The organism is Syntrophomonas zehnderi OL-4 (assembly GCF_000983115.1).
GTDB lineage: Bacteria > Bacillota > Syntrophomonadia > Syntrophomonadales > Syntrophomonadaceae > Syntrophomonas_B > Syntrophomonas_B zehnderi.
This window is the reverse complement of the sequence record NZ_CGIH01000005.1, coordinates 51020-71203: the sequence shown is the minus strand read 5'-3', so window position 1 is coordinate 71203 and position 20184 is coordinate 51020. Positions and strand designations below refer to the sequence as shown.

The 20184-nt window shown below is 46.8% G+C and carries 20 protein-coding genes; all 20 read right to left on the bottom strand.

Going from position 1 to position 20184, the window contains the following annotated elements:
• Positions 1–220: 220 nt before the first annotated feature.
• Positions 221–1765, bottom strand: a complete 1545-nt coding sequence (locus AAV90_RS02380; RefSeq protein WP_052729548.1) for a glycoside hydrolase family 26 protein — start codon at positions 1763–1765, stop codon at positions 221–223.
• 131 nt (positions 1766–1896) lie between these two features.
• On the bottom strand, positions 1897–3381 hold the full coding sequence (lysS, locus tag AAV90_RS02375; protein WP_046495410.1) for a lysine--tRNA ligase: 1485 nt from the start codon (positions 3379–3381) through the stop codon (positions 1897–1899).
• A 312-nt stretch (positions 3382–3693) separates the two neighbouring features.
• The gene (gene greA / locus AAV90_RS02370; protein WP_046495408.1) at positions 3694–4179 is read right to left on the bottom strand and encodes a transcription elongation factor GreA; all 486 of its coding nucleotides are present in this window, start codon (positions 4177–4179) and stop codon (positions 3694–3696) included.
• Positions 4180–4417: 238 nt separating this feature from the next.
• Positions 4418–5386: a hypothetical protein gene (locus AAV90_RS02365; protein WP_046495405.1), complete on the bottom strand. Its 969-nt coding sequence runs from the start codon at positions 5384–5386 to the stop codon at positions 4418–4420.
• Positions 5379–6293 carry a hypothetical protein gene (locus tag AAV90_RS02360; RefSeq protein WP_046495403.1) on the bottom strand — a complete coding sequence of 305 codons (915 nt, stop codon included), beginning with the start codon at positions 6291–6293 and terminating at the stop codon, positions 5379–5381. Before AAV90_RS02360 ends, AAV90_RS02365 begins: the two co-directional genes overlap by 8 nt.
• A 28-nt stretch (positions 6294–6321) precedes the next feature.
• Positions 6322–6852 (bottom strand): hypothetical protein, encoded by a 531-nt coding sequence (locus AAV90_RS02355; protein WP_046495400.1) that lies wholly within the window; start codon positions 6850–6852, stop codon positions 6322–6324.
• A gap of 349 nt (positions 6853–7201) precedes the next feature.
• Positions 7202–7558: a DMT family transporter gene (locus AAV90_RS02350; RefSeq protein WP_046495397.1), complete on the bottom strand. Its 357-nt coding sequence runs from the start codon at positions 7556–7558 to the stop codon at positions 7202–7204.
• Positions 7559–7594: 36 nt separating this feature from the next.
• A complete protein-coding gene (locus AAV90_RS02345; protein WP_046495394.1) occupies positions 7595–8458 on the bottom strand; it encodes a decaprenyl-phosphate phosphoribosyltransferase in 864 nt (287 codons plus the stop codon).
• Entirely contained in the window at positions 8455–9798 is a 1344-nt protein-coding gene (locus AAV90_RS02340; RefSeq protein WP_052729547.1) for an ArnT family glycosyltransferase, read from the bottom strand. The genes AAV90_RS02345 and AAV90_RS02340 overlap by 4 nt, the downstream gene beginning before the upstream one ends.
• A 42-nt stretch (positions 9799–9840) precedes the next feature.
• Positions 9841–10851, bottom strand: a complete 1011-nt coding sequence (gene dusB / locus AAV90_RS02335) for a tRNA dihydrouridine synthase DusB (RefSeq protein WP_046495388.1) — start codon at positions 10849–10851, stop codon at positions 9841–9843.
• Between the two features lie 373 nt (positions 10852–11224).
• Positions 11225–11998: a type III pantothenate kinase gene (locus AAV90_RS02330; protein WP_046495387.1), complete on the bottom strand. Its 774-nt coding sequence runs from the start codon at positions 11996–11998 to the stop codon at positions 11225–11227.
• A gap of 78 nt (positions 11999–12076) precedes the next feature.
• Entirely contained in the window at positions 12077–12910 is an 834-nt protein-coding gene (gene nadC / locus AAV90_RS02325) for a carboxylating nicotinate-nucleotide diphosphorylase (RefSeq protein WP_046495385.1), read from the bottom strand.
• 260 nt (positions 12911–13170) lie between these two features.
• Positions 13171–14769 (bottom strand): L-aspartate oxidase, encoded by a 1599-nt coding sequence (gene nadB, locus AAV90_RS02320; RefSeq protein ID WP_046495383.1) that lies wholly within the window; start codon positions 14767–14769, stop codon positions 13171–13173.
• 86 nt (positions 14770–14855) lie between these two features.
• Positions 14856–15215, bottom strand: coding sequence for an aspartate 1-decarboxylase (gene panD / locus AAV90_RS02315; RefSeq protein ID WP_479725400.1), 360 nt, complete (start codon positions 15213–15215; stop codon positions 14856–14858).
• Positions 15216–15232: 17 nt separating this feature from the next.
• Positions 15233–16081 (bottom strand): pantoate--beta-alanine ligase, encoded by an 849-nt coding sequence (gene panC, locus AAV90_RS02310; RefSeq protein ID WP_046495379.1) that lies wholly within the window; start codon positions 16079–16081, stop codon positions 15233–15235.
• 103 nt (positions 16082–16184) lie between these two features.
• On the bottom strand, positions 16185–17015 hold the full coding sequence (gene panB / locus AAV90_RS02305; protein WP_046495377.1) for a 3-methyl-2-oxobutanoate hydroxymethyltransferase: 831 nt from the start codon (positions 17013–17015) through the stop codon (positions 16185–16187).
• An 11-nt stretch (positions 17016–17026) separates the two neighbouring features.
• On the bottom strand, positions 17027–17926 hold the full coding sequence (locus tag AAV90_RS02300; protein ID WP_046495376.1) for a Rossmann-like and DUF2520 domain-containing protein: 900 nt from the start codon (positions 17924–17926) through the stop codon (positions 17027–17029).
• Between the two features lie 125 nt (positions 17927–18051).
• Entirely contained in the window at positions 18052–18555 is a 504-nt protein-coding gene (folK, locus tag AAV90_RS02295) for a 2-amino-4-hydroxy-6-hydroxymethyldihydropteridine diphosphokinase (protein WP_046495373.1), read from the bottom strand.
• Positions 18556–18604: 49 nt separating this feature from the next.
• Positions 18605–18964: a dihydroneopterin aldolase gene (folB, locus tag AAV90_RS02290; RefSeq protein ID WP_341363005.1), complete on the bottom strand. Its 360-nt coding sequence runs from the start codon at positions 18962–18964 to the stop codon at positions 18605–18607.
• Positions 18957–20150: a dihydropteroate synthase gene (gene folP, locus AAV90_RS02285; RefSeq protein WP_046495368.1), complete on the bottom strand. Its 1194-nt coding sequence runs from the start codon at positions 20148–20150 to the stop codon at positions 18957–18959. The genes folB and folP overlap by 8 nt, the downstream gene beginning before the upstream one ends.
• Positions 20151–20184: the final 34 nt, after the last annotated feature.

Below are 20184 nucleotides of genomic sequence, written 5' to 3'. Positions count from 1 at the left end.
GGATTACGCTGATTAGCGCAGATTTACGCGGTTTTATCTATTTTAAGGTTGCACCCTTCGGGCACTACGGATATGAACTACGTTCATATTTAAGGTTGCACCCTGCGGGCACTACCGATAGCGATTAATAGACGCGGATTACGCAGATTAGCGCGGATTTACGCGGTTTTATCTATTTTAAGGTGGCCGCGGAGATCCGCGTTACCCGCGTTATCCGCGTCTATTTCCCCAGGCCGCTTTTAAAGGCTTCCAGGGTGGCGGCTGATTCATCCAGGCGGTAGATGCGGGCGGGTTTGCCTTGGGCATCTAAATCAGTGCCGTTGAACCAGATGATGACTTTTATACGGGGATAATTGGGCAGGCTGCTGAACATCTGCCTAATCCATTGGTTTTTGTCTCCGCCTACGCTGTTGCAGCCGAACTCGGTAATCATGAAGGGATAATCGAATACCTGACTGTATTCAGCGTAGAGGGGGCGGTAGATACTGTCAAAATCCCGCCAGATTTCGCCGGGATAGTAATTACCGGTGTTATATCCCGTCAGTCCGATAATATCCACATACTCCTCACCGGGGAAGTAGTTTAAGGCATGATTCCACTGAAAACCCGGGAAGGAATCATCGTTGGGATTCCATACCCATACCGCATTATCCACCCCGGCCGCCTTGAATATATCGTAGGTATGACGCCAAACCGCTTTGAAGAGTTCGGTATCCTTCGAGGTATACAGGCTGGAGTAGCTGCACCAATCTCCATTCATCTCATTGTTTAAACGGAACAACACCGGATGTCCAAAATCTTTTAACCCAGCCGCGTACTTGCGCAGATATTCATCATACTGTCCGTTTAAGATGGCATAGGTTAAGTTTTCACCCAGCGGGTACTGCAGGGATAATTCCACATATTTATCGTTTTTATAGGCTAATTCCAGTTCCCGGCGGGGAAAATCGCTTCCCCAGGATTTGTACCAGACAAGAAAATCAAATTTGTAATCCAGCCGGTTTTCCAGGCTTTTTAAAAAATTTATATCATACAGGGCGGAATTTTCAAAAATTCCCCAGCATTGATCGGCTTCACTGCCAAAGTACTTCTTATAGAATTCCGCCGTTTCCTCGTTGAAATCTTTTTTTACCGGGGCATAGCTTTTGTTGATTAATGCCTGTCCCTTGATGGGCACCCGTTTAAAGCTGTTGATGATCCACATGAGTTCCCCGACCGGTTGGCTCGATTTAATCAAAACAGTGTAGACTACCTTTGGCCCGGCCGTAAATTCGGCGCTAAGGTAATGGTTGCGGTCATTGTCAATGACGCTTAAAGGGGCTCTTTGCCACTGCAGGACATGGGCTTTCAGCCCGTTAATGGTCGTCTGCCGATTCACTTGGACGGTATTTTCCGGTGCCGGGATGTATTTGTTGCTATAACTGATATACCCCGAGGGACTATGTACGGTATTGGTAAAATCATCGCGGTATATTTCTATGCGGGTATTATTATCGGCTATAACGGTTCTGACCTTGGATAACGACACGTCTACCCACATATGATTGGGATAAGTGATGGCGTAGCCGTTGGCATGATCGGTCAAACGATTGCAGTAAGGGGAAACATGCTGGATATTTTTAATATCGCGGGCATCATCAAAACTGGCCTCATTTGCTATCACACCGTTATTTATAAAGGTATCCCCTAAAGCAACGCCTATAGCTGCCGGGCCGTTAAGTACAAGTGCAATGATTATGAGTGCTGAAAATAAAATCTTGGGCATTTATAATTTCCTCTCGCTGTTTATTAAAGCTGGCAAGAATACCTCATAAACCAAGGGCAGTATTTTTTAGGCCCGCTCCCGGAAAAATTTCCGGGGGCCATTACCCATCAATAAACTCGGCCCGCTAGAAATTATTCCCGGCTGCGCAGGGTGGGAAAGAGGATAACATCACGAATGGAGGGCGAGTTGGTGATAAGCATGATCAGGCGGTCGATGCCTATACCCATCCCCCCGGCGGGCGGCATGCCATACTCCAAGGCATTGATATAATCTTCATCCATCATATGGGCTTCGGAGTCTCCCTGGGCGCGCTTTTCCACCTGCTTCATAAAGCGTTCCTGCTGATCCAAAGGGTCGTTCAGTTCGGAAAAGGCATTGGCTATTTCCCGCTGCATGATGAAAAGCTCAAAGCGATCGGTATACTCGGGATGCTCAGCGTTCTTTTTAGCCAACGGGGATATTTCCAAGGGATGCCCGGTTATAAAAGTGGGTTGCACCAGATGTGCCTCCACATACTCCTCGAAAACTTCATTTATTATTTCTCCGCGGGTACTCTTGGCATCTACCTTGAGTCCCAGCCGGGCGGCTGCTGCCTGGGCTTCCTGAGCGGTCTGTAAAACTGTAAAATCGAGTCCGGTATGTATATTGATAGCCTCCAGCATGGTAATCCGCTGCCAGGGAGGGGTAAAATCAATAATCTTTCCTTCAAATTCAGTTTGCATGGAACCGTTGACCTTCAATATTACTGACGATATCATATCTTCGGCGAGTTCCATCATGTCCTGCCAATCGCCGTAAGCCTGATAAAGTTCCAGCATGGTAAATTCCGGATTGTGCCGGGTGGAAAGGCCTTCATTTCTAAAGTTGCGGTTTATTTCGTAGACCTTTTCCAATCCTCCCACGATAAGCCTTTTTAAATAAAGCTCCGGGGCAATGCGCAGGTATAGATCCATGTCCAGGGCGTTATGGTGGGTAATAAAAGGACGTGCGGCGGCTCCCCCGGCAATGGGCTGCATCATGGGGGTTTCTACTTCCAGAAAACCTCTGTCATCCAGATAGTTGCGCAAAGCCTTTATAAAGCGGCTTCTTTTAATGAATACGTCCCTTACCTCGGGATTGACGATTAGGTCTACATAGCGCTGACGATAGCGTAGTTCCACATCTTTTAAACCGTGCCATTTTTCCGGCAGGGGATGTAAGGATTTGGCCAGATACTGCATGTCCTCCACATGGACAGTGATTTCGCCCTTTTGGGTGCGGAATACGAAGCCCTTGATTCCTAGGATATCGCCGATATCCATCTTCTTGAAGAGTTCGTATTTTTCCTCACCAATATCATCTTTCTTGAAATAAAGCTGGATATTACCGGTCAAGTCCTGTAAGTTCGCAAATCCGGCCTTGCCGTGGCGGCGTTTGGACATGATCCGACCGGCCAGGCTCACCTTCTGACCTTCCAGAGCGGTATAATTCTGCAGGATGGCTGCGGTGTCGGTATCTCTTATGTACCGGCTGCCAAAGGGATTAATCCCCATCTCCCGCAATTCCTCCAGCTTCTCCAAGCGCACCTTTTTAAGCTCGTTTATATTGGTTTCCTGACTTGTTTCGTGCTCAGACATAATTCACCTCTTTTAAATAGACGCGGATAACGCGGATTAGCGCGGATTTCCACGGCCACCTTAATTATGAACGCAGTTCATATCAGTAGTACCCGTAGGGTGCTTTAATGGACACTGCACTGATAGCACTGTCCCTGCGGGCGCATATTTACACTGATTTTTCTCTATTATAATAGACGCAGCCCGCAACAGAGTAGCAACCCGTAGCAGAGGCTTTAGCCTCTGCGTTGCGGTAATACATATTCTTTTGGCTCTTAATAATATTCTAAAAAACCTGGGTTAATCCTTTAAATCTGGGTTATCTTTGTCTATTTATTTTTCCACTTTTATAATCTTATATTTGATAATGCCCGCCGGAGCTTCGACCTTTACCTGGGCTCCTACCCGCTGTCCCATAACCGCTTTGCCTACCGGGGATTCATCTGATATTTTTCCGTCTTTTAGTTTTGATTCCACGGATGAAACCAGGGTAACATTTACTTCCCGGCCGGATTTTACCTCTTTTAAGGTAACTTTGGCTCCTAAAGAAACGACATCGGTACGGATCTCGTCATCGGTCATTAAGCGGGCGTTTTTTAAGGTTTTCTCCAGGGTAAGAATCCTGCCCTCAATAAAGGCCTGTTCATTTTTGGCATCTTCATACTCGGAATTTTCGGTTATATCGCCAAAAGCTATGGCTTGCTTGATTCTCTCCGCTACTTCTTCGCGGCGGCTGGATTTAAGGAGTTCCAATTCATTTTCCAGTTTGGCCAGTCCCTCTTTAGTTAAGACAATCTCGCGTTCTTCTCTCTCAGCCATATAATCTCTCCTAACTGCATTAAGTTCTTTAAAGCCATCCCGGCATTATTACCTGCTAAGCGATGTTAATTTTTAAAAGCGAGACGAAGCTCGCTTGGTTTTTTTGACGCTGCTTGTGTTATTATGGTCAAAATCAGTGTCATTCCTATTGTTAAGTGTCCTTAGGGTGTGGATAAATAATAACCGTGTAAAGCCTGTTATTCGCATTATCCGCAGCTATTTTATATTTATCTATTCTCTAATCCTTTATGGTATTATAAAGACCTCCTATGCCCTTGTCAAGGAAGCCGGCCGGGCGGTTAAACAGGAAAGGCTCCCATATGCCCATCTCATCCCCCCTGGCTATGAGCATCTTTACATCTTCACCATTATTTAACATGCAGTAGTCAAGTTCTTTTCTTTCGGTATTGGTCTTAGAAATTCCTGCTTGGGCATACAAACAGCTTTCCAAAATCGGCGCCAAGGTCTTAAGGCGGTTATCCAACCCCGCCAGGCTTAAAGCCATCTCCAAACTCGGGGCTAAACCCTGGCTATCATCTGTTAACTCTATATAAAAACGCTGCGGAGAAGCCATGGTCATGCGTTTATAACGGGACTCAAACAGCATGATCAAATCATCTTTTTTCCAACTCTGCGGGGATATATAACTGTTGGTAACAGCCAGTCCTTTGGCGTAGAGCAACTGATAGGCCGTCGTCTCAGAATGAGTGGGATTAATATTTTGTACTGAAATGGGCAGCTGATAAGCGCTCAGATTCTCCAATAGAGGCATCAATTCCGGCATATCTCCTATTAGTATAAGCTTTTTGATGTCTCTTAGTTCCAGCACCTGTCTGACCAATACCGCCGCCAGGGCGTTAATAAACTGATCTCCAAAAAACAGAGGGAATTCCACCCTGGTAGCGGCTAGGGTGTTTTTCAAACTGCGATCAGCGGCCAATTTATTTATATCATATTCCCGCAGGATTACCTCTGATTTTCCCAGCATCAGGGCCCGGTTGCCGGCTTCTAGCTGCTTGAAGTTACCTTCCCCCAAGGGTATAAAAATATTGCAGCCTTTTACTCCCAGATCGCCAAAATAAATCAGGTGCTCTATTCGGGGTGAATATAAAAAAGGAGCCAGCCTGTCCAGGAAATATTTCCGGGCGGCCAGCCCCTGCCGGTTGTGAGCCATCATATTCAAAAAGGCAAAATCAAGTTCAAGCACTAAATTTCTCCAAATCAACCACACCCGGTTTCATGTCTAATTCCTTTAACATGCCAAAATAATCCTCAGGCTTGATCTGATCAATCGGTTTGTTCATCAATGTAACCATTAAGGCCTCGATAACATTGGTGCCAAAGGAACGACCGCCCATATCCGGAGTGGTAGTAATAACTTTGCTGATCCCGCGCTCTTTTAACATAATCATATCGTCCTGGGTGGTGGTATTGGTAACTATCACCTGTCCGTTTAGTTTTTCCGGCAGGTAACGGCGTATATAGTTAAAATCACCCGCCAGCACATCCGCATTATAATAGTATTTGGAATGCTTGGGAATTATGACTTCCTGGTTTTCTCCGGTCGGGTATAGTTTATCAAAGGGCATTTTCACAATGATTGGCGCTGCCAATCCCCCTACAATCCGCATCGTTTTTAAGGAGTGGATGGGCATAGGAATCCCCACCGTGTATATAAAATCTCCCAAGGTCAGATGCGCGCCTACGTCTTCAAAGGCTTCCGCCATTCCGAAGCGGTCTACGCCGCATACCATAAGCACATTTTTGCCGCGCAGATCATAGACCCCTTCGCGCTGTATATCCAGGATGCATTTGCGCTCCAAGGTGTTTTTTAAACCGCTGCCATCCACCATGGGGGTTTTTTTGGCTTCAGCCACCAGCTTTTTGGCGTCCCTGATAACATAACGTTTTCCGGCTAAATGAATGTATAAATCAATGCCTCCCATCCCGAAGGCATCAATCTTGCCATCCAGGTCACGGATCAATTGGATGGCCTTGTCCCAGTCTCCATCAGTTCCTATTCTCTCAATACGAAATTGTTCGCCTAAAAAGTCGGTCTCAAATGCATGGTCACGTTTGGAAGAACCCAGGCTGACACTTACGATATGTTTCATTTAAAAACCTCCCATTGATTAGTTTTGCTTAGCGGGCCGAGCGAATCGACCTTAAGACCTTGTGCAGCACACCGGGATCCAGCCATTTATCCTCGGTAATCGGTGAGGTACCGATCTCAATACGGATCACCTGACTGTCCAAAACCCCGGACATCAATTTCAGGCGTTCATCCGAACCGATGCAGATAACCACTTCATAGCGGCGGACTTCGGCAATAAGATCCATTAGTTCGTTTAATAGCTCCTTGCCGGATCGCTGGTTTACAAAGTCCAGTCTTTCCTGTTCAGTCATCAGCAGAATAAAATCAACGCCTTCCCTTTCCAGGATGGCATTTACCTCCTCCTTGTTGCTTAAGGGAAAACCTATACAGGCTATGCTTTGACCTTTGCGCAGCTCACCTATCCCTTCCAGGCGGGAGATAAAGGTACGGTCGATAGAAAGACGGTCAGCCACCTCCTGCTGTGAAAAACCCTTGGCCCTCATGCTAAGTACCTTTTGCAGAGTGTTTTCGATTTTTTGCCAGCTAATAATCTTGTCCTGAATGCGGATAAAATCCATACGGCCTCCTTGCGCACAACTTTGTATACAGGTATTTTATCATCCGTCCAATGGCAATACAAGTGGGGTAATTGACACAGATAACACAGATTTAAAGGATTTACACAGATTTTCTTCCTTAAATAGTTGGCAAACTAGGTCAGATGCCTGATAAGCAAAATAATACTGCCGAGCGTGTTTAGCGTTATTAAACGGATTTGTTGCGCAAATTTACGCTTAATAGCTTTATAAATAAATAAAACCGCTGGATAAAGCTTTACCATCCCAATCCAAACGGGTGAATAAATAGAAAAAATCTGTGTTAATCTGTGTCAATCTGTGTTATCTGTGTCTATTAAGTCCTGCCGGGTTAGGAGTTGGCTATTATTATTACACCGGTAACGATTATGAGGAGACCCAGGATTCTTAGTCCTGATACGGGTTCATGAAGAAGCAGGTAGGAGAGGAGAACCACCAGTACATAGCCGGAGGCCACCATGGGGTAGGCGATGGAAAGTTGCACCCGGGCAATGGCAAACACCCATACCACAGCCGACAGAGTATAAAGCAGCAAACCGGCCAGGATAGGCAGGCTGGTAAAATATTTTACAAACTGCTCCAGCAGGCTCAAACCGGCGACTGAAAGCTTTAACGTTCCCATCTTCAAAACGACTTGCCCGCAGGCCCCTAGAACAACGGAAATGATAATCAAAAAATAAGGATGCATGGTTCGGCTCCTTTCAATTTCGGCCGGGACTGTCCCCTAAAAATAAAGCAGTATCACTATCAGGGTAAGCGAGTACAGCAGTACGGTAATGAGAATGGGTTTGTCCTCTAATAGTATTTCATCCGGTTGTCCGCCTTTATTTTCTATATGTATTAAATATAGATAGCGAAAGATACCGTAAATGACAAAAGGAATCGTCCACATCAGGTTGATGGTTCTTCCGGAGGTAAACGTGAACAAAGCGTAGCTTATTATAGTAGCCGTGGTTACAATGCCGTTCATTTCGTCCAGGAGTTTGGGTGAGTAGGAGTCTAATACCGGCCGATAATCGCCCTCCTGGTTTTGAAAGAGGATTAATTCATGGCGGCGTTTGCTTATGGCTAGAAAGAGTGCCAGGAGCGCAGTACAGATAATAAACCAGGGCGTGGCGGGAACGTCAATCACATAAGCTCCGCCCACCGCCCGCAGTACAAAGCCGGTGGCTATCACCATTACGTCTATAATGACGACTTTTTTTAAATACAGGGAGTAAGCCACATTAAGGATAAAATACAGGCATAGAACCAGGCCAAACCTAATATTAAGCATTGAACCGACCCATAAGGAAACGCTTAAAATTATTATCCCCAGGCTGATTGCCAGGGTGGGGGATAGTTCTCCTGAAGCCATGGGGCGGTTTTTTTTGTCTGGATGCTGCCGATCCAGCTCCAAGTCGATAAAATCATTTAAGATATATACACACCCGGAAACGAAGGAGAATAAGAAAAACCCCGCCACAGCCAAATAAATCATGGCGGCATCAATATAGGGTATGGTAAATATCAGGGCGGCAAAGACCAATAAATTTTTGGTCCACTGCTTGGGACGCATCTGTTTTATAATCAGGCGGATAGTTTTCATGATTCGCTCCTTTGTAAACCTTGGCTGGTTTTATGCATAATTATGCCTAAAGTAATGGCAAAAAGAAAGAGCAGGGGGAAATTATAGCGAGGTTGGCCCTCAAAAACAAAATATACCGCCAGGAAAAAAGCCGTATTGATGCTGGGCACAAGTATCGCATTACTAAGGGTTAGATCCCGGGAAAAAAGGCTTTTGAATATGGATCCCAGGTTTAAAAGCAGGTACAGGATCCCGGCTGAGCACAGGATATAGACCAGTATATCGGCTGCCCCGTAAAAAAAGTTTAGATTGCGTTTAAAACGCGGTGATTCCTTTTGCCCCGGATTGGACTGGAAATCGTTCATTGCCCAGGCACTGATATCCTGAGCACCGGAAAAGAAGGTCTGCTTAAGACGCAGTAAACCCAGCTTCATGAAGTCACCAGGATTCTCGCCGATCCATTGTTTGGCGGCCGGTTTTAAAACTTTATCCAGGCCGGGGGCTAATTTGACATTGTCCTGGTTGCGGTTCAGCTCCCGCTTAATATCCTTCTTTAGCTGCGGCGAGGCGGGAACATTTTCCAGGGGCATCCACATACCGTTGACGTTTTGGTCGTTATTGTTTATGAAAAGCACATAGCCGGAATTGTAGGATACCGGAATGAAGCTGTTAAAATTCTTATAATTATGTATGGTCCAGGGTGATACGACCGCTGCCATAAGGAGGCTGGTCGAAATAAGCATCAGCGCAGTCCGGCGCAGATCCTTGCTGTGCAGCCAATGACAGAGGGCTAAAACCACCGGGTAGGCCAGGAAAAATGGTTTCGTCAGGGCGGCCAGGCCGATAAATATGCCCAACAACGGATAGCGAAAACGGTTATCAAATTCATATAGCTGTAGTACCAGGATGATTAGAAACAGAAAGGTAATAAACACTTCCGTGCCTACCACGTTGTTATAGGCTATATGGTTGGGTAGCAGAGCCGCTATCGTATAAGCCCCCAAAACGACACCAAAATGGGAACTGAGTTTTCTAAATACCAAAAACATTAAGGGCAACGACAGTGTCGATAGCAGACAATTAAAAAGCTGGGCGGTCTGTACCTGGGCATTACCCATTAAGATATAAAATATCCCCAGAGCTGTGGAATAGCCCATACCCTGCCAAGCCACCGGCTGTCCCCAGAGGCTGTGACTATGGTATTTGAATATATTGGCGGCAATTTCCTGATATGTATTAAAATCATATAGCTGTTCGGTCGGTATAGAGGCTACAAACCAGAAACGCAAATATACCGCCAGTACGGTTACCAGCGCAAAATACACCCAATAAATATAGGCCGTACGTCTTTTTGGCTGCAAATACATCTCATCCTTTTATGTTTATAGGAATTTAAGTGATTTTCAGGCATTACGCCAACTGTAAGTATCTTCAGGCATTATACCATTCCCAGATGCTACCGACAAAACATAAAGCACAGCCAACATTTCTTCTCGAGTGCAGGCCTTATTGACGCTTTCCCTGAGCCGGGCGGCAGCACGCATACCCTTAATGTACCACGCCACATGTTTGCGCATTTCCCTTACGGCTATCCGCTCGCCTTTATACTTTATGGCCAGATCCAAATGGTGATGGATCAGCGCGAATTTCTCCTCCCAGCCGGGAGGGTCTATAATGCGATTGTTCTCCACCAGTTCAACCGCTTCCCGGATAAGAAAAGGATTGCCCATCAAAGCCCGACCGATCATAACCGCATCACAGCCGGTTTCAGCAAGCATGCGCACAGCGTCTTCCGCTTTCCATATATCGCCGCTGCCGATCACCGGAACAGCAGCTCGTTTTTTAAGCTCGCGGATCATATTCCAATCTGCTTGACCGGAAAAAAACTGCATCCGGGTGCGGGGGTGCAAAGTAATCGCACTTACCCCTTCTTCTGTAGCGATTTCGGCCAGTTTCAGGCAGGTGATATTATCTTCATCCCAACCGGTGCGCATTTTTACGGTAACCGGCACCTGTACAGCCTCCACTACCGCGCGTATTATCTCCCGGCTGCGCTTAAGGTCCAGCATAAGGGCGGCTCCTTCGCCGTTTTTGACGATTTTAGGAGTCGGGCAGCCCATGTTGATATCTACGATATCGGCCCCCATAGCCGTAACAATTTGGGCTGCCTGAGCCATGGTTTTAGCCTGGGAGCCAAATATCTGCACAGCTACCGGCCTTTTTTCCCCGCTGGTGTCGGCTATCGTTTGGGTTTTAGTACCGTTATGGACTAGCCCCATGTCACTGATCATTTCAGTAAATACCAGCCCACAGCCCATGGATTTTAGTATCAGGCGATACGCCCGATCTGTAACCCCGGCCAAGGGCGCCGCCACTACCCTATTTTCTATCTCAACTCCACCAATCCTAAACATCTTAATCTCCTTTGGGTTTTAATAGACGCGGATAACGCAGATTTGCGCGGATTCACGCGGCAACCTTAATTATGAACGCAGTTCATATCAGTAGTACCCGTAGGGTGCAACCTTAATAGCGACCGTTAGGGAGCACCAGTAGTCCCCGCAGGGGGATTTTTTCTATTTATTCAACCGTTGGGGCTGAGATAGATAGTATTATCCGGCAGTTCTGAAGGACGAGGATCTTATTGCCCTGAATTTTTTTAGATTATTCACCGGAAAACTTTTTTTAATCAATAAAAAACTGCGTTATCTGTGTCTATTTTAAAATGTCAGTGTCTAATTTAACCGCGTGAATCTGTGTAAATCCGCGTTATCCGCGTCTATTTTTTTAACTGTGGGGTTGGTTTTGTTCGTAGAGGAGGCGCAATCCGTCCAGGGTCAGAAACTCATCCACTACATCGATGCAGTCGGTTTCGCTGGCGATTAGCTGCGCCAGGCCGCCGGTGGCGATAACTTTCACCTGACCTTCTATTTCTTTTTTCATCCGATTTATTATGCCTTCCACCTGTCCTACAAAGCCGTACATAATGCCTACCTGCATACTCATTACAGTATTTTTGCCAATCAGGCTTTTAGGGATGTTAAGCTCCACCCGCGGCAGTTTGGAGGCGCGAGATACCAGAGCTTCGGTGGAAACCCTGATTCCGGGTGCAATGGCTCCTCCCAGATATTCGCCCGATTTGCTGATGACACAGAAGGTTGTAGCGGTTCCAAAATCCACAATAATTAATGGAGCTCCGTATTTATGGTAAGCCGCCACCGCATTTACGACCCGGTCGGCACCTACTTCACGCGGGTTATCGTATTTGATCGGCAGGCCGGTCTTTATACCGGGTTCGACCACAATGGGCTTGCAGTTAAAGTAACGCTGGCTCATCCACTCTAATTCCATATTCAGAGTGGGCACTACCGACGAAATAATGACGGCCTTAATAAGGCTGGAATCTAGGTTATGATAATGAAATAGTGCCTCCAGCATGATTCCATATTCATCAGAGGTTCGCTGCACATCAGTGCGGATACGCCAATGGTTAAGCAGTTGTTCTTTTTCAAAGACACCGATAACCATATTGGTATTGCCTACATCAAAAACCAGGATCAAAAAAATCCCTCCCCATCTTGATAGAATTGGCTCAGCCTTATTAATGATCAGGATAATCCTAATTAATCTTGGGGGAAACTATACCAGGATATCAAAACTTATGTCCAGGTTAGGTGCGGAATGGGTTAATGCCCCCATGGAAATAAAATCAACCCCGGTCTTGGCAGCTTCGGCCAGGTTGGCAGCCGTAATTTTGCCCGATGCCTCCAGCAAGGCCTGACCGTTAGTTAAAGCTACGGCTTCTTTCATTGTGGCTGTATCCATGTTATCCAGCAGGATAATATCCGCCTTGGCTTCCAGGGCCTCCTGCAACTGCTCCAGGTTTTCCACTTCGACTTCTATCCTGACGGTATGAGGCACTTTTTGGCGCACCAGGGAGACAGCTTTCTTTATGCTGCCGATGGCCTTTATATGGTTGTCCTTGATCATGACACCATCATACAGACCAAAACGATGATTGCGGGCCCCTCCTACCGATACCGCATATTTTTCCAGTATCCTTAACCCGGGAGTAGTCTTGCGGGTATCCAAAAGCTCCGCCTTACTGTATTTAATCAATTCGGTCATCTGTCTGGCCTGGGTGGCAATACCGGATAGGTGCTGCAAAAAGTTCAGGGCGGTTCGCTCCCCGGTAAGCAGAGCGCGGCTGTTACCTTCCAATTGGGCAATCGTATCGCCAAAGCTTACTTCATCGCCGTCATTTTTTAAGACCAGCATACTGAGGGCAGGATCCAGATACGAAAAAACGGCCCGACAGACTTCTATTCCGGCAATAACCCCTTCTGCCTTGGCATATATTACACCTTGGGAGACCTGTTCGTTGGGAACCAGACTCTGGGTGGTAATATCCCCGTGGCCTAGATCTTCTTCTAAACAGCGCTTTATTAAATCATGTAATCCTGGATAAATCAACTGATTTACCTCCTTAAATACAAAAGATAGTCTCAGACAACACTGCCACCTTAATTATGGCAAGGCTTCTAAAGTCTTAAAAACCCGCAGTAACGCAATCTCATACAAAGTCGGGTCCTGCGAGCAGGGGGTTAATACGTCTTTAAAGCTTTGGCTTGCGGTCTTTTATAAAAATTTACAGTGTTATTATTATAAAAATCAGTGCCCTTCATTGTCAAAAATCCTATTGTCTTATTCCTCTAAGGACTGGCTGTAACCGGTCAGCAGTTTACAAAACTGGTATGTTTGAGCCACCTTATGTCATCGCGTTGGGGATAATCAGAGCGAAAGTGTCCGCCGCGGCTTTCCCGCCTCCACAGAGCGGCCTGGATGATAACATGTGCAACGGTCAGCATATTCACCATTTCCAGGTAGGCCAGCGGGTCTTGAGCATCGGCCAGGTGGTTGTAGAGGTATTCAATCTCCTGGTGGGCCTCCTTTAATCCCTGCTCACTCCTTATTATGCCCACATTTTCCCACATAACCGCCTGTAAGCGCGTCCGGGCAGTTTCCGGATTGATGCTGGGGCTAAGCGGAGTATATATAAGACCTTTTTGAAATGATTTATAAATTTCGGCGGCTTTTACCTGACGCCGATACATGATCTCTTCAGCCTGATCAACGATCCGCTGGCCGAAAACAATCCCTTCCAGAAGAGAGTTGCTGGCCAGACGGTTGGCCCCATGCACCCCGGTGCAGGCCGTTTCTCCGCAGGCATAAAGCCCCTGGATTCCAGTCTCTCCTGCGGTGTTGGTCTTTATTCCTCCCATGGTGTAATGGGCGGCCGGAGATACCGGTACCAGATCCTTTTCAATATCAATATCCCGCTTAAGACAGGTTTTATAGATATTGGGGAAACGTTCTTTTACACCTGATATGGCCCGCATATCCAGGTACACATAGTCACTGCCGCTAGCAGTCATTTCGCTTAAAATCGCGCGCGATACTATGTCGCGGGGGGCGAGTTCCCCCAGGGGATGATATTTCTCCATAAACCTCTGCCCATGGATGTTTAAAAGCAGACCTCCTTCGCCCCGCACCGCTTCTGATATGAGGAAACGCTGGGTGTCCTGGCTGTAAAGTACGGTAGGATGAAACTGGATAAATTCCAGATCACTTAACTCACAGCCACTGCGAAAGGCGGCCGCCATTCCGTCCGCCGTAGCCACGTCCGGATTGGTGGTGTAGCGATAAAGCTGTCCGGCCCCTCCGGTTGCTAAAACCGTGGCCCGGCTGATATATAGCCTACTTTGATTTAACCTTTTATCATAAACGAGTGCACCCTGACATTCCCCTTCCTTAATCCCCAAAAGATCCACCAAAAATTGGTCTTCTATTATTTCAATCCGGGACTGGTCGGCGCATTGTTTTACGAGTGCAACCCGGATTGCTTCCCCGGTGGCATCGGCCACATGCAGTATGCGGGCTTTGCTATGGGCTCCTTCCCGAGCCAGGGATATGCTGCCGTTTTTCATGTCAAAGCTGGCTCCGGCGGCAATTAATTCACGCACCCGCTCCGGGCCTTCCCTTACCAGCACATCTACTGATTCAATATCACAGATCCCTGCTCCTGCTTCCAGGGTGTCCTCCAAATGCAAAAAGGGAGAATCTTCTTCATGCACAGCAGCAGCAATTCCCCCTTGAGCCAGCCCCGTATTGGAGTCTTTTATAGTTTTTTTGGTAAGGACTATGACTTTTCCAAATGCTGAGGCTTTAAGCGCGGTAAACAAACCTGCTATTCCGCCTCCCACAATTAGAAAGTCAGTATAAATAACCGGGAGGTTTTCGGCTAATTCCCGGGTGTATCTCGTTATTCTCATACGTATAACCTATTATCCTTCTTCAGGTAATACAGATCCTGCAAACGCTTTTAGTCCGCAGCCCCATACAGGCGGTCAGCCAATAATTATTCAAAGCTGCCGTGGTTGATATTTTCTATCTCGTTTTTTTCGTTCATATAGATCAGGGTGGGTTTGTAACCCTTTAATTCCTTATCATCCATTACCGTATATGTCAAAATGATCACGACATCTCCCGGCTGCACCTTGCGGGCCGCTGCACCGTTCAAACAGACCGTTTTTGAACCCCGTTCTCCTTCAATCACGTAGGTTTCAAAGCGTTCTCCGTTATTGTTGTTGACGATGGTTACCTTTTCATTCTCTACGATCTGAGCAGCATCCATGAGATCTCGATCCAACGTAATGCTCCCCACATAGTTAAGATCGGCATCCGTCACCACGGCACGATGGATTTTTGACTTAAGCATATACCGGAACACTGTCTTTACACCTCCACAATCAAGTTGTCAATCAACCTGGTAGTTCCAAACTTTACAGCCAAGGCAATCAACACACTGCCTTGAACCACCTCCACATCGCTTAAACCATGGGCATCATATATTTCGGCGTAATCAATAACCGCCTCCGGGCTTTGGGCAATCATGTCCCGGATTACACCCTTAATATGGGCAGGATTCCTCTCGCCGGCAGCAATCAGCTGAGCGGCTTTTTGCAGGGACTGGCTAAGTACCAGGGCTTGTTCCTTCTGTTCACTGCTTAGATAAACATTGCGCGAACTCATCGCTAAGCCGCTGGCCTCCCGCATAATCGGTACTCTGACAATTGACAGCGGAAAATTAAGTTCCCTGACCATCTTCTCTATTATCATAGCCTGCTGGACATCTTTTTGTCCAAAGAAAGCCCGATCCGGCAGACATATATTAAAAAGCTTGCTGACTACCGTTGTGACCCCTTTAAAATGATTGGGTCGGGATGCTCCGCAGAGCTTGGCGGTAATTTCTCCCTTAACTTCGACCCAGGTATTAAAGTCCTGGGCGTACATTTCTCTGGCATCTGGGGCGAAAACGGCATCGGTCTGAGCCTGCCGCAACAATTCACAATCGCGTTCTATATCCCGGGGATAATCTGCAAAGTCTTCCCCGGCCCCGAATTGGGTGGGGTTTACAAATATCGAAACGATTACCCGATCGCACTGCTCCCGGGCGGCTTGTACCAGTGATAAATGTCCGGCATGCAGGTATCCCATGGTGGGTACCAATCCAATAGTAAGGCCTTGCTTCTTTTGGGCCTGGCTCCAGGCTTGCATATCGTTTATATGCTTAAATACTTGCATCGCCAATTCCTCGTTATAATAGATTCATTTTAGTATATAAAAACCAGGTCGGAGGATTTGGCATCAACCGGCTGGTCAATGCCAAACCTCTCCTCATACCCTTCTAATACAGTTTTTCCAAGACTTCATCCTGGATGGTAAATCCATGCTCGGGAGCAGGGAAAATCCCGGCTTCAACTTCTTCTTTGTAGCCTTTAAGGGCTTCCATAATCAGTGGTTCCAGATTGGCAAACTTTTTTACGAATTTGGGTATATGTCCCTTATACATACCCAGCATATCGTTTATCACCAGAACCTGGCCGTCACAATAAGGCCCGGCTCCTATACCGATAGTCGGTACAGATACTTCCTGAGTAATTTTTTGCGCCAGTCCGTTGGGTACACACTCCAAAACGATGGAAAATACACCAGCCTCATCGAGGGCCTTGGCATCGGCAATCAGTTTCCGGGCTCCCTCCAGGTCTTTGCCCTGTACTTTGAATCCACCGAACTGGTTAACCGACTGCGGTGTAAGTCCGATATGCCCCACTACCGGAATCTGGGCATCGAGAATGGCCTTAACCGTATCTATCCTTTCCGTACCGCCCTCCAGTTTAATAGCCTGCGCCCCGGCTTCTTTTATGAAACGTCCGGCATTCCGGACAGCTTCCGGCACAGAAATATGATAGGATAGAAAAGGCATGTCTCCGATCACCATGGTGCGGCTGGTAGCACGGGTTACCGCTTTAGTATGATGGAGCATATCCTCCATGGTTACCGCCAGGGTATTTTCATAGCCTAACACCACGTTCCCCAGCGAATCACCTACCAGGATCATGTCAATGCCTGCTGCGTCAACCATGGCTGCAGTTGAATAGTCATAGGAAGTCAGCATGGTGATCTTTTCTTGTTGGAGCTTTTTATCTTTAATACTAGCAGTAGAAACTCGACTCATTGTACCGCCTCCTAACTTGCCGATGCTATCTGGGAGAGTTCACGCACAAATACTTGCTGAAACTCCTCCATGGCCTGTGTATCAATCGTACCTTTTTCTGTAGCGATCTGAGCCGTATAGTAGCCCAGCCAGCTATAGATCCTTAAAAGATCGGGAGCCATTTTTTCCAGGCAATCCAGATGCTTGAGAATCGTGGAAAGATCCCCCCGGGCTATAGGTCCGGTCAAAGATTTGGGTATACCAATATTCTCAATGTTGTTTAAAGTGCCGGAAATTAAAGGCATTAAGGCTCGAATCGCCATACTCTTGGGAATACCGGTTGATTCCAGGAGTTTAACCCCACAATCAATCAAGGTAACCAAGTAGTTTGATACTACACAGGCTCCGGCATGATATAACGGTTTAGCCTTGCGGTCAATGAAAAAATATTCTCCGCCTAGGTTTTCAACTATGCAAACGGCAGCATCATAAACCTGCTTGTCCCCTTCAATGCTAAATATTGATCCGGGCAGGTTCTCAATGGCTTTTTCATAATTTGCAAAAGATTGAAGCGGGTGTACCGATAAAACGTGGGCACCGAAGTCATTGGCTCTGTCCAGTATTTCTGAGGACTGGGCACCACTCATATGCACTAATATCTGCCCCTGGTGAATAGCGTTCCGATCAGCCAGCGTATCCACCACATTTTCAATAGCCGTATCACTTGTGGTTATAAATAAGATATCAGCCGAGCGAGAAACGTCTTCTGGGGTCGCACAATTGACACAGGCGGTTTTTTCAACTAAAACCTGAGTAGATTCAGCTTTTATATCATAAATAGCTGTAACCTCGTAGCCTTTGTCATGCAATACAATCCCAATTGCCGTTCCTACAACTCCCGCCCCGATAATACCAATTCGCTTTCCACTCACAACATTATACCCCCTCTGAAAACAGCTCAAAAACGTTCTTTGATCTGTTTTGCGAAATTCCGTCCTGGTCCTAATAGGATCCATGCGGTTTAAAGATTAGGAGCACTGGCGGGAGACTCCTTTTATTATGCATATTCGAGTTTGATTATGCTCTTGTTTTCACCATCCTGGTGTGGTACCCTGGCCAACACCTCCTTAATACTCGATCCATCAGGAAATATAAAGTCCGGTTCAATTTCCTGTAGCGGGATCAATACAAACAAACGCTGAAAAATATAAGGGTGCGGAACCGTTAGTTCCTTAAGGTGGATATTTTCGTCGCCATATAGGACAATATCCAGATCTATTATACGGGGACCCCATTTTTCGTTCGTGAGGCGTCCCATTTTAATTTCAACAGACTGCAATTCATGCAGTAAATCCAAGGGGTTTAGTTCAGTTTCTATCTCAATAACCTGGTTTAAAAAATCACTCTGGTCGGTCTTTCCCCAGGGTGATGTTCTGTATATGGATGATTGGCGGCTAATCTTAACACCGGCAATCTGTTTAATATACGCATGGGCAGAAACGATATTCTGGTACTTGTTTCCTAGATTAGTGCCCAATGATAGGTAAGCTCTTTTTCCCAAATCTGTTTTCACCCTTTAAATTATCATATAGTATTTTTTAGGGCAAGACCTATTTTCGGAAACGCTGAATGTTTACCGCAAAATTGGTAAATTCTCCTTTTATAGGAGCATCCGGCTTGTAAACGGTTACTTCGACTCCGGTCAGCGGATGACGCATGATAAGAGCCGTGGCAATGTTCTCGGCCAAGGCCTCCAGCAGGTTATAACTCTCATCTTCCACGATCTGGCGCACCTGTGCAAATACCTCGGCGTAGGATACGGTATCCTGCAGATTATCGCTGATTCCGGCTGGTTTGAGGTCTAAAAATAAATCCAGGTCTACGATAAAGGTCTGCGGTTTAGTTTTTTCTTCCGGCAAAACTCCGTGACAGCCACTGAAGGTTAAGCCCCTGGCCATAATCTTATCCATATTCATTCCTCACCGCATCGGTCATCTGGGCCACTCGTTTACTTTGTTTAACATCATGAACCCGGACGATATCAGCCCCATTCATGATTCCCAGGGCCACGGCCGCCAGGCTGCCTTCCAGTCTTTCTTCCACCTCAAGACCCAAGGTGCGGCCTATAAACGCCTTGCGGGAAGCACCCAGCAGTATGGGACGACCCAAGCTTTTAAAATCCTGCAGGTTCTTTATCAAAAGGCGATTCTCTGCCACGCTTTTGCCAAATCCCAGCCCGGGGTCGATGATGATCTGCTCAAGGGGCAGACCCGCTGCTACAGCCGTGTCGATAGAATTACTCAATTCTGCTATAATGTCGGCAATCAGATCAAAATAGGGTTGTCCTTGATTCAGTTGTAAACGGTTGTGCATTAGGACTGCCGGGGACTGCCACTCTGCCAGGACTCCGGCCAATTCATGATCCAACTGCAGGCCGCCGATATCGTTAATTATATGCGCGCCTTCAGCAAGAACCTGACGCGCCACCTCAGCCCGAAAGGTATCAACTGAAATGATTATATCTTCCTGAGCCAGCTTTTTTATTACCGGCAGGATGCGTTTTAATTCTTCCTCAGCAGCGGCCATTGTGGAATCAGGCCGGGAAGAAGCCCCACCCACATCTATTATGTCGGCTCCTTCCGCCTTCATTTCCAAGGCATGTGCCACGGCTGCATCGGTATTAAGATAGCGGCCCCCATCCGTAAAGGAATCGGGGGTCACATTTAGTATACCCATTATGAGGGTTTTTTGACCAAACTCCAGGACACGTCCATGGGGCAGCTTTAGATTACCGGATTTATTTTCGAGTGCCAGCAGGATGTTTTCAATTTCCTCCGCCAGCGCGCGCAGTCCAAAGGGCTGCAATTTTAGTTTTTCTATTAACAATTGGTATTGCCTTAAGGTTCCTAAAAGCAGGACGTCACTGCTGCCTTCACCTACAGCCACATTTTTGGCTACGGCAGCTTCGCCGCCTTTAGCCAGCATTTCCTGCTTAATCAGGTTGGCAGCCCGGCTGGGGATGTCTTTTAATTTAAGACAACGAAATACCGCTTTGGGAAGCATATATTCAATTCCGGGGGGCGAGGCGCCGATTTTCTCTAAAAATCCCCTGGCCTCATCCCGGTTGGATATAAACACCGCATGATGCCCATTCATCAGTTAAACAAACTCCTTGATCAGCGTAATCCGC

Coding starts and splice junctions, on each gene's coding strand:
- AAV90_RS02380 (WP_052729548.1), bottom strand. CDS start 1,765: ATGCCCAAGATTTTATTTTCAGCACTCATAATCATTGCACTTGTACTT.
- lysS (WP_046495410.1), bottom strand. CDS start 3,381: ATGTCTGAGCACGAAACAAGTCAGGAAACCAATATAAACGAGCTTAAA.
- greA (WP_046495408.1), bottom strand. CDS start 4,179: ATGGCTGAGAGAGAAGAACGCGAGATTGTCTTAACTAAAGAGGGACTG.
- AAV90_RS02360 (WP_046495403.1), bottom strand. CDS start 6,293: ATGAAACATATCGTAAGTGTCAGCCTGGGTTCTTCCAAACGTGACCAT.
- AAV90_RS02355 (WP_046495400.1), bottom strand. CDS start 6,852: ATGGATTTTATCCGCATTCAGGACAAGATTATTAGCTGGCAAAAAATC.
- AAV90_RS02350 (WP_046495397.1), bottom strand. CDS start 7,558: ATGCATCCTTATTTTTTGATTATCATTTCCGTTGTTCTAGGGGCCTGC.
- AAV90_RS02345 (WP_046495394.1), bottom strand. CDS start 8,458: ATGAAAACTATCCGCCTGATTATAAAACAGATGCGTCCCAAGCAGTGG.
- dusB (WP_046495388.1), bottom strand. CDS start 10,851: ATGTTTAGGATTGGTGGAGTTGAGATAGAAAATAGGGTAGTGGCGGCG.
- nadB (WP_046495383.1), bottom strand. CDS start 14,769: ATGAGAATAACGAGATACACCCGGGAATTAGCCGAAAACCTCCCGGTT.
- panD (WP_479725400.1), bottom strand. CDS start 15,215: ATGCTTAAGTCAAAAATCCATCGTGCCGTGGTGACGGATGCCGATCTT.
- panC (WP_046495379.1), bottom strand. CDS start 16,081: ATGCAAGTATTTAAGCATATAAACGATATGCAAGCCTGGAGCCAGGCC.
- panB (WP_046495377.1), bottom strand. CDS start 17,015: ATGAGTCGAGTTTCTACTGCTAGTATTAAAGATAAAAAGCTCCAACAA.
- folB (WP_341363005.1), bottom strand. CDS start 18,964: ATGGATAAGATTATGGCCAGGGGCTTAACCTTCAGTGGCTGTCACGGA.
- folP (WP_046495368.1), bottom strand. CDS start 20,150: ATGAATGGGCATCATGCGGTGTTTATATCCAACCGGGATGAGGCCAGG.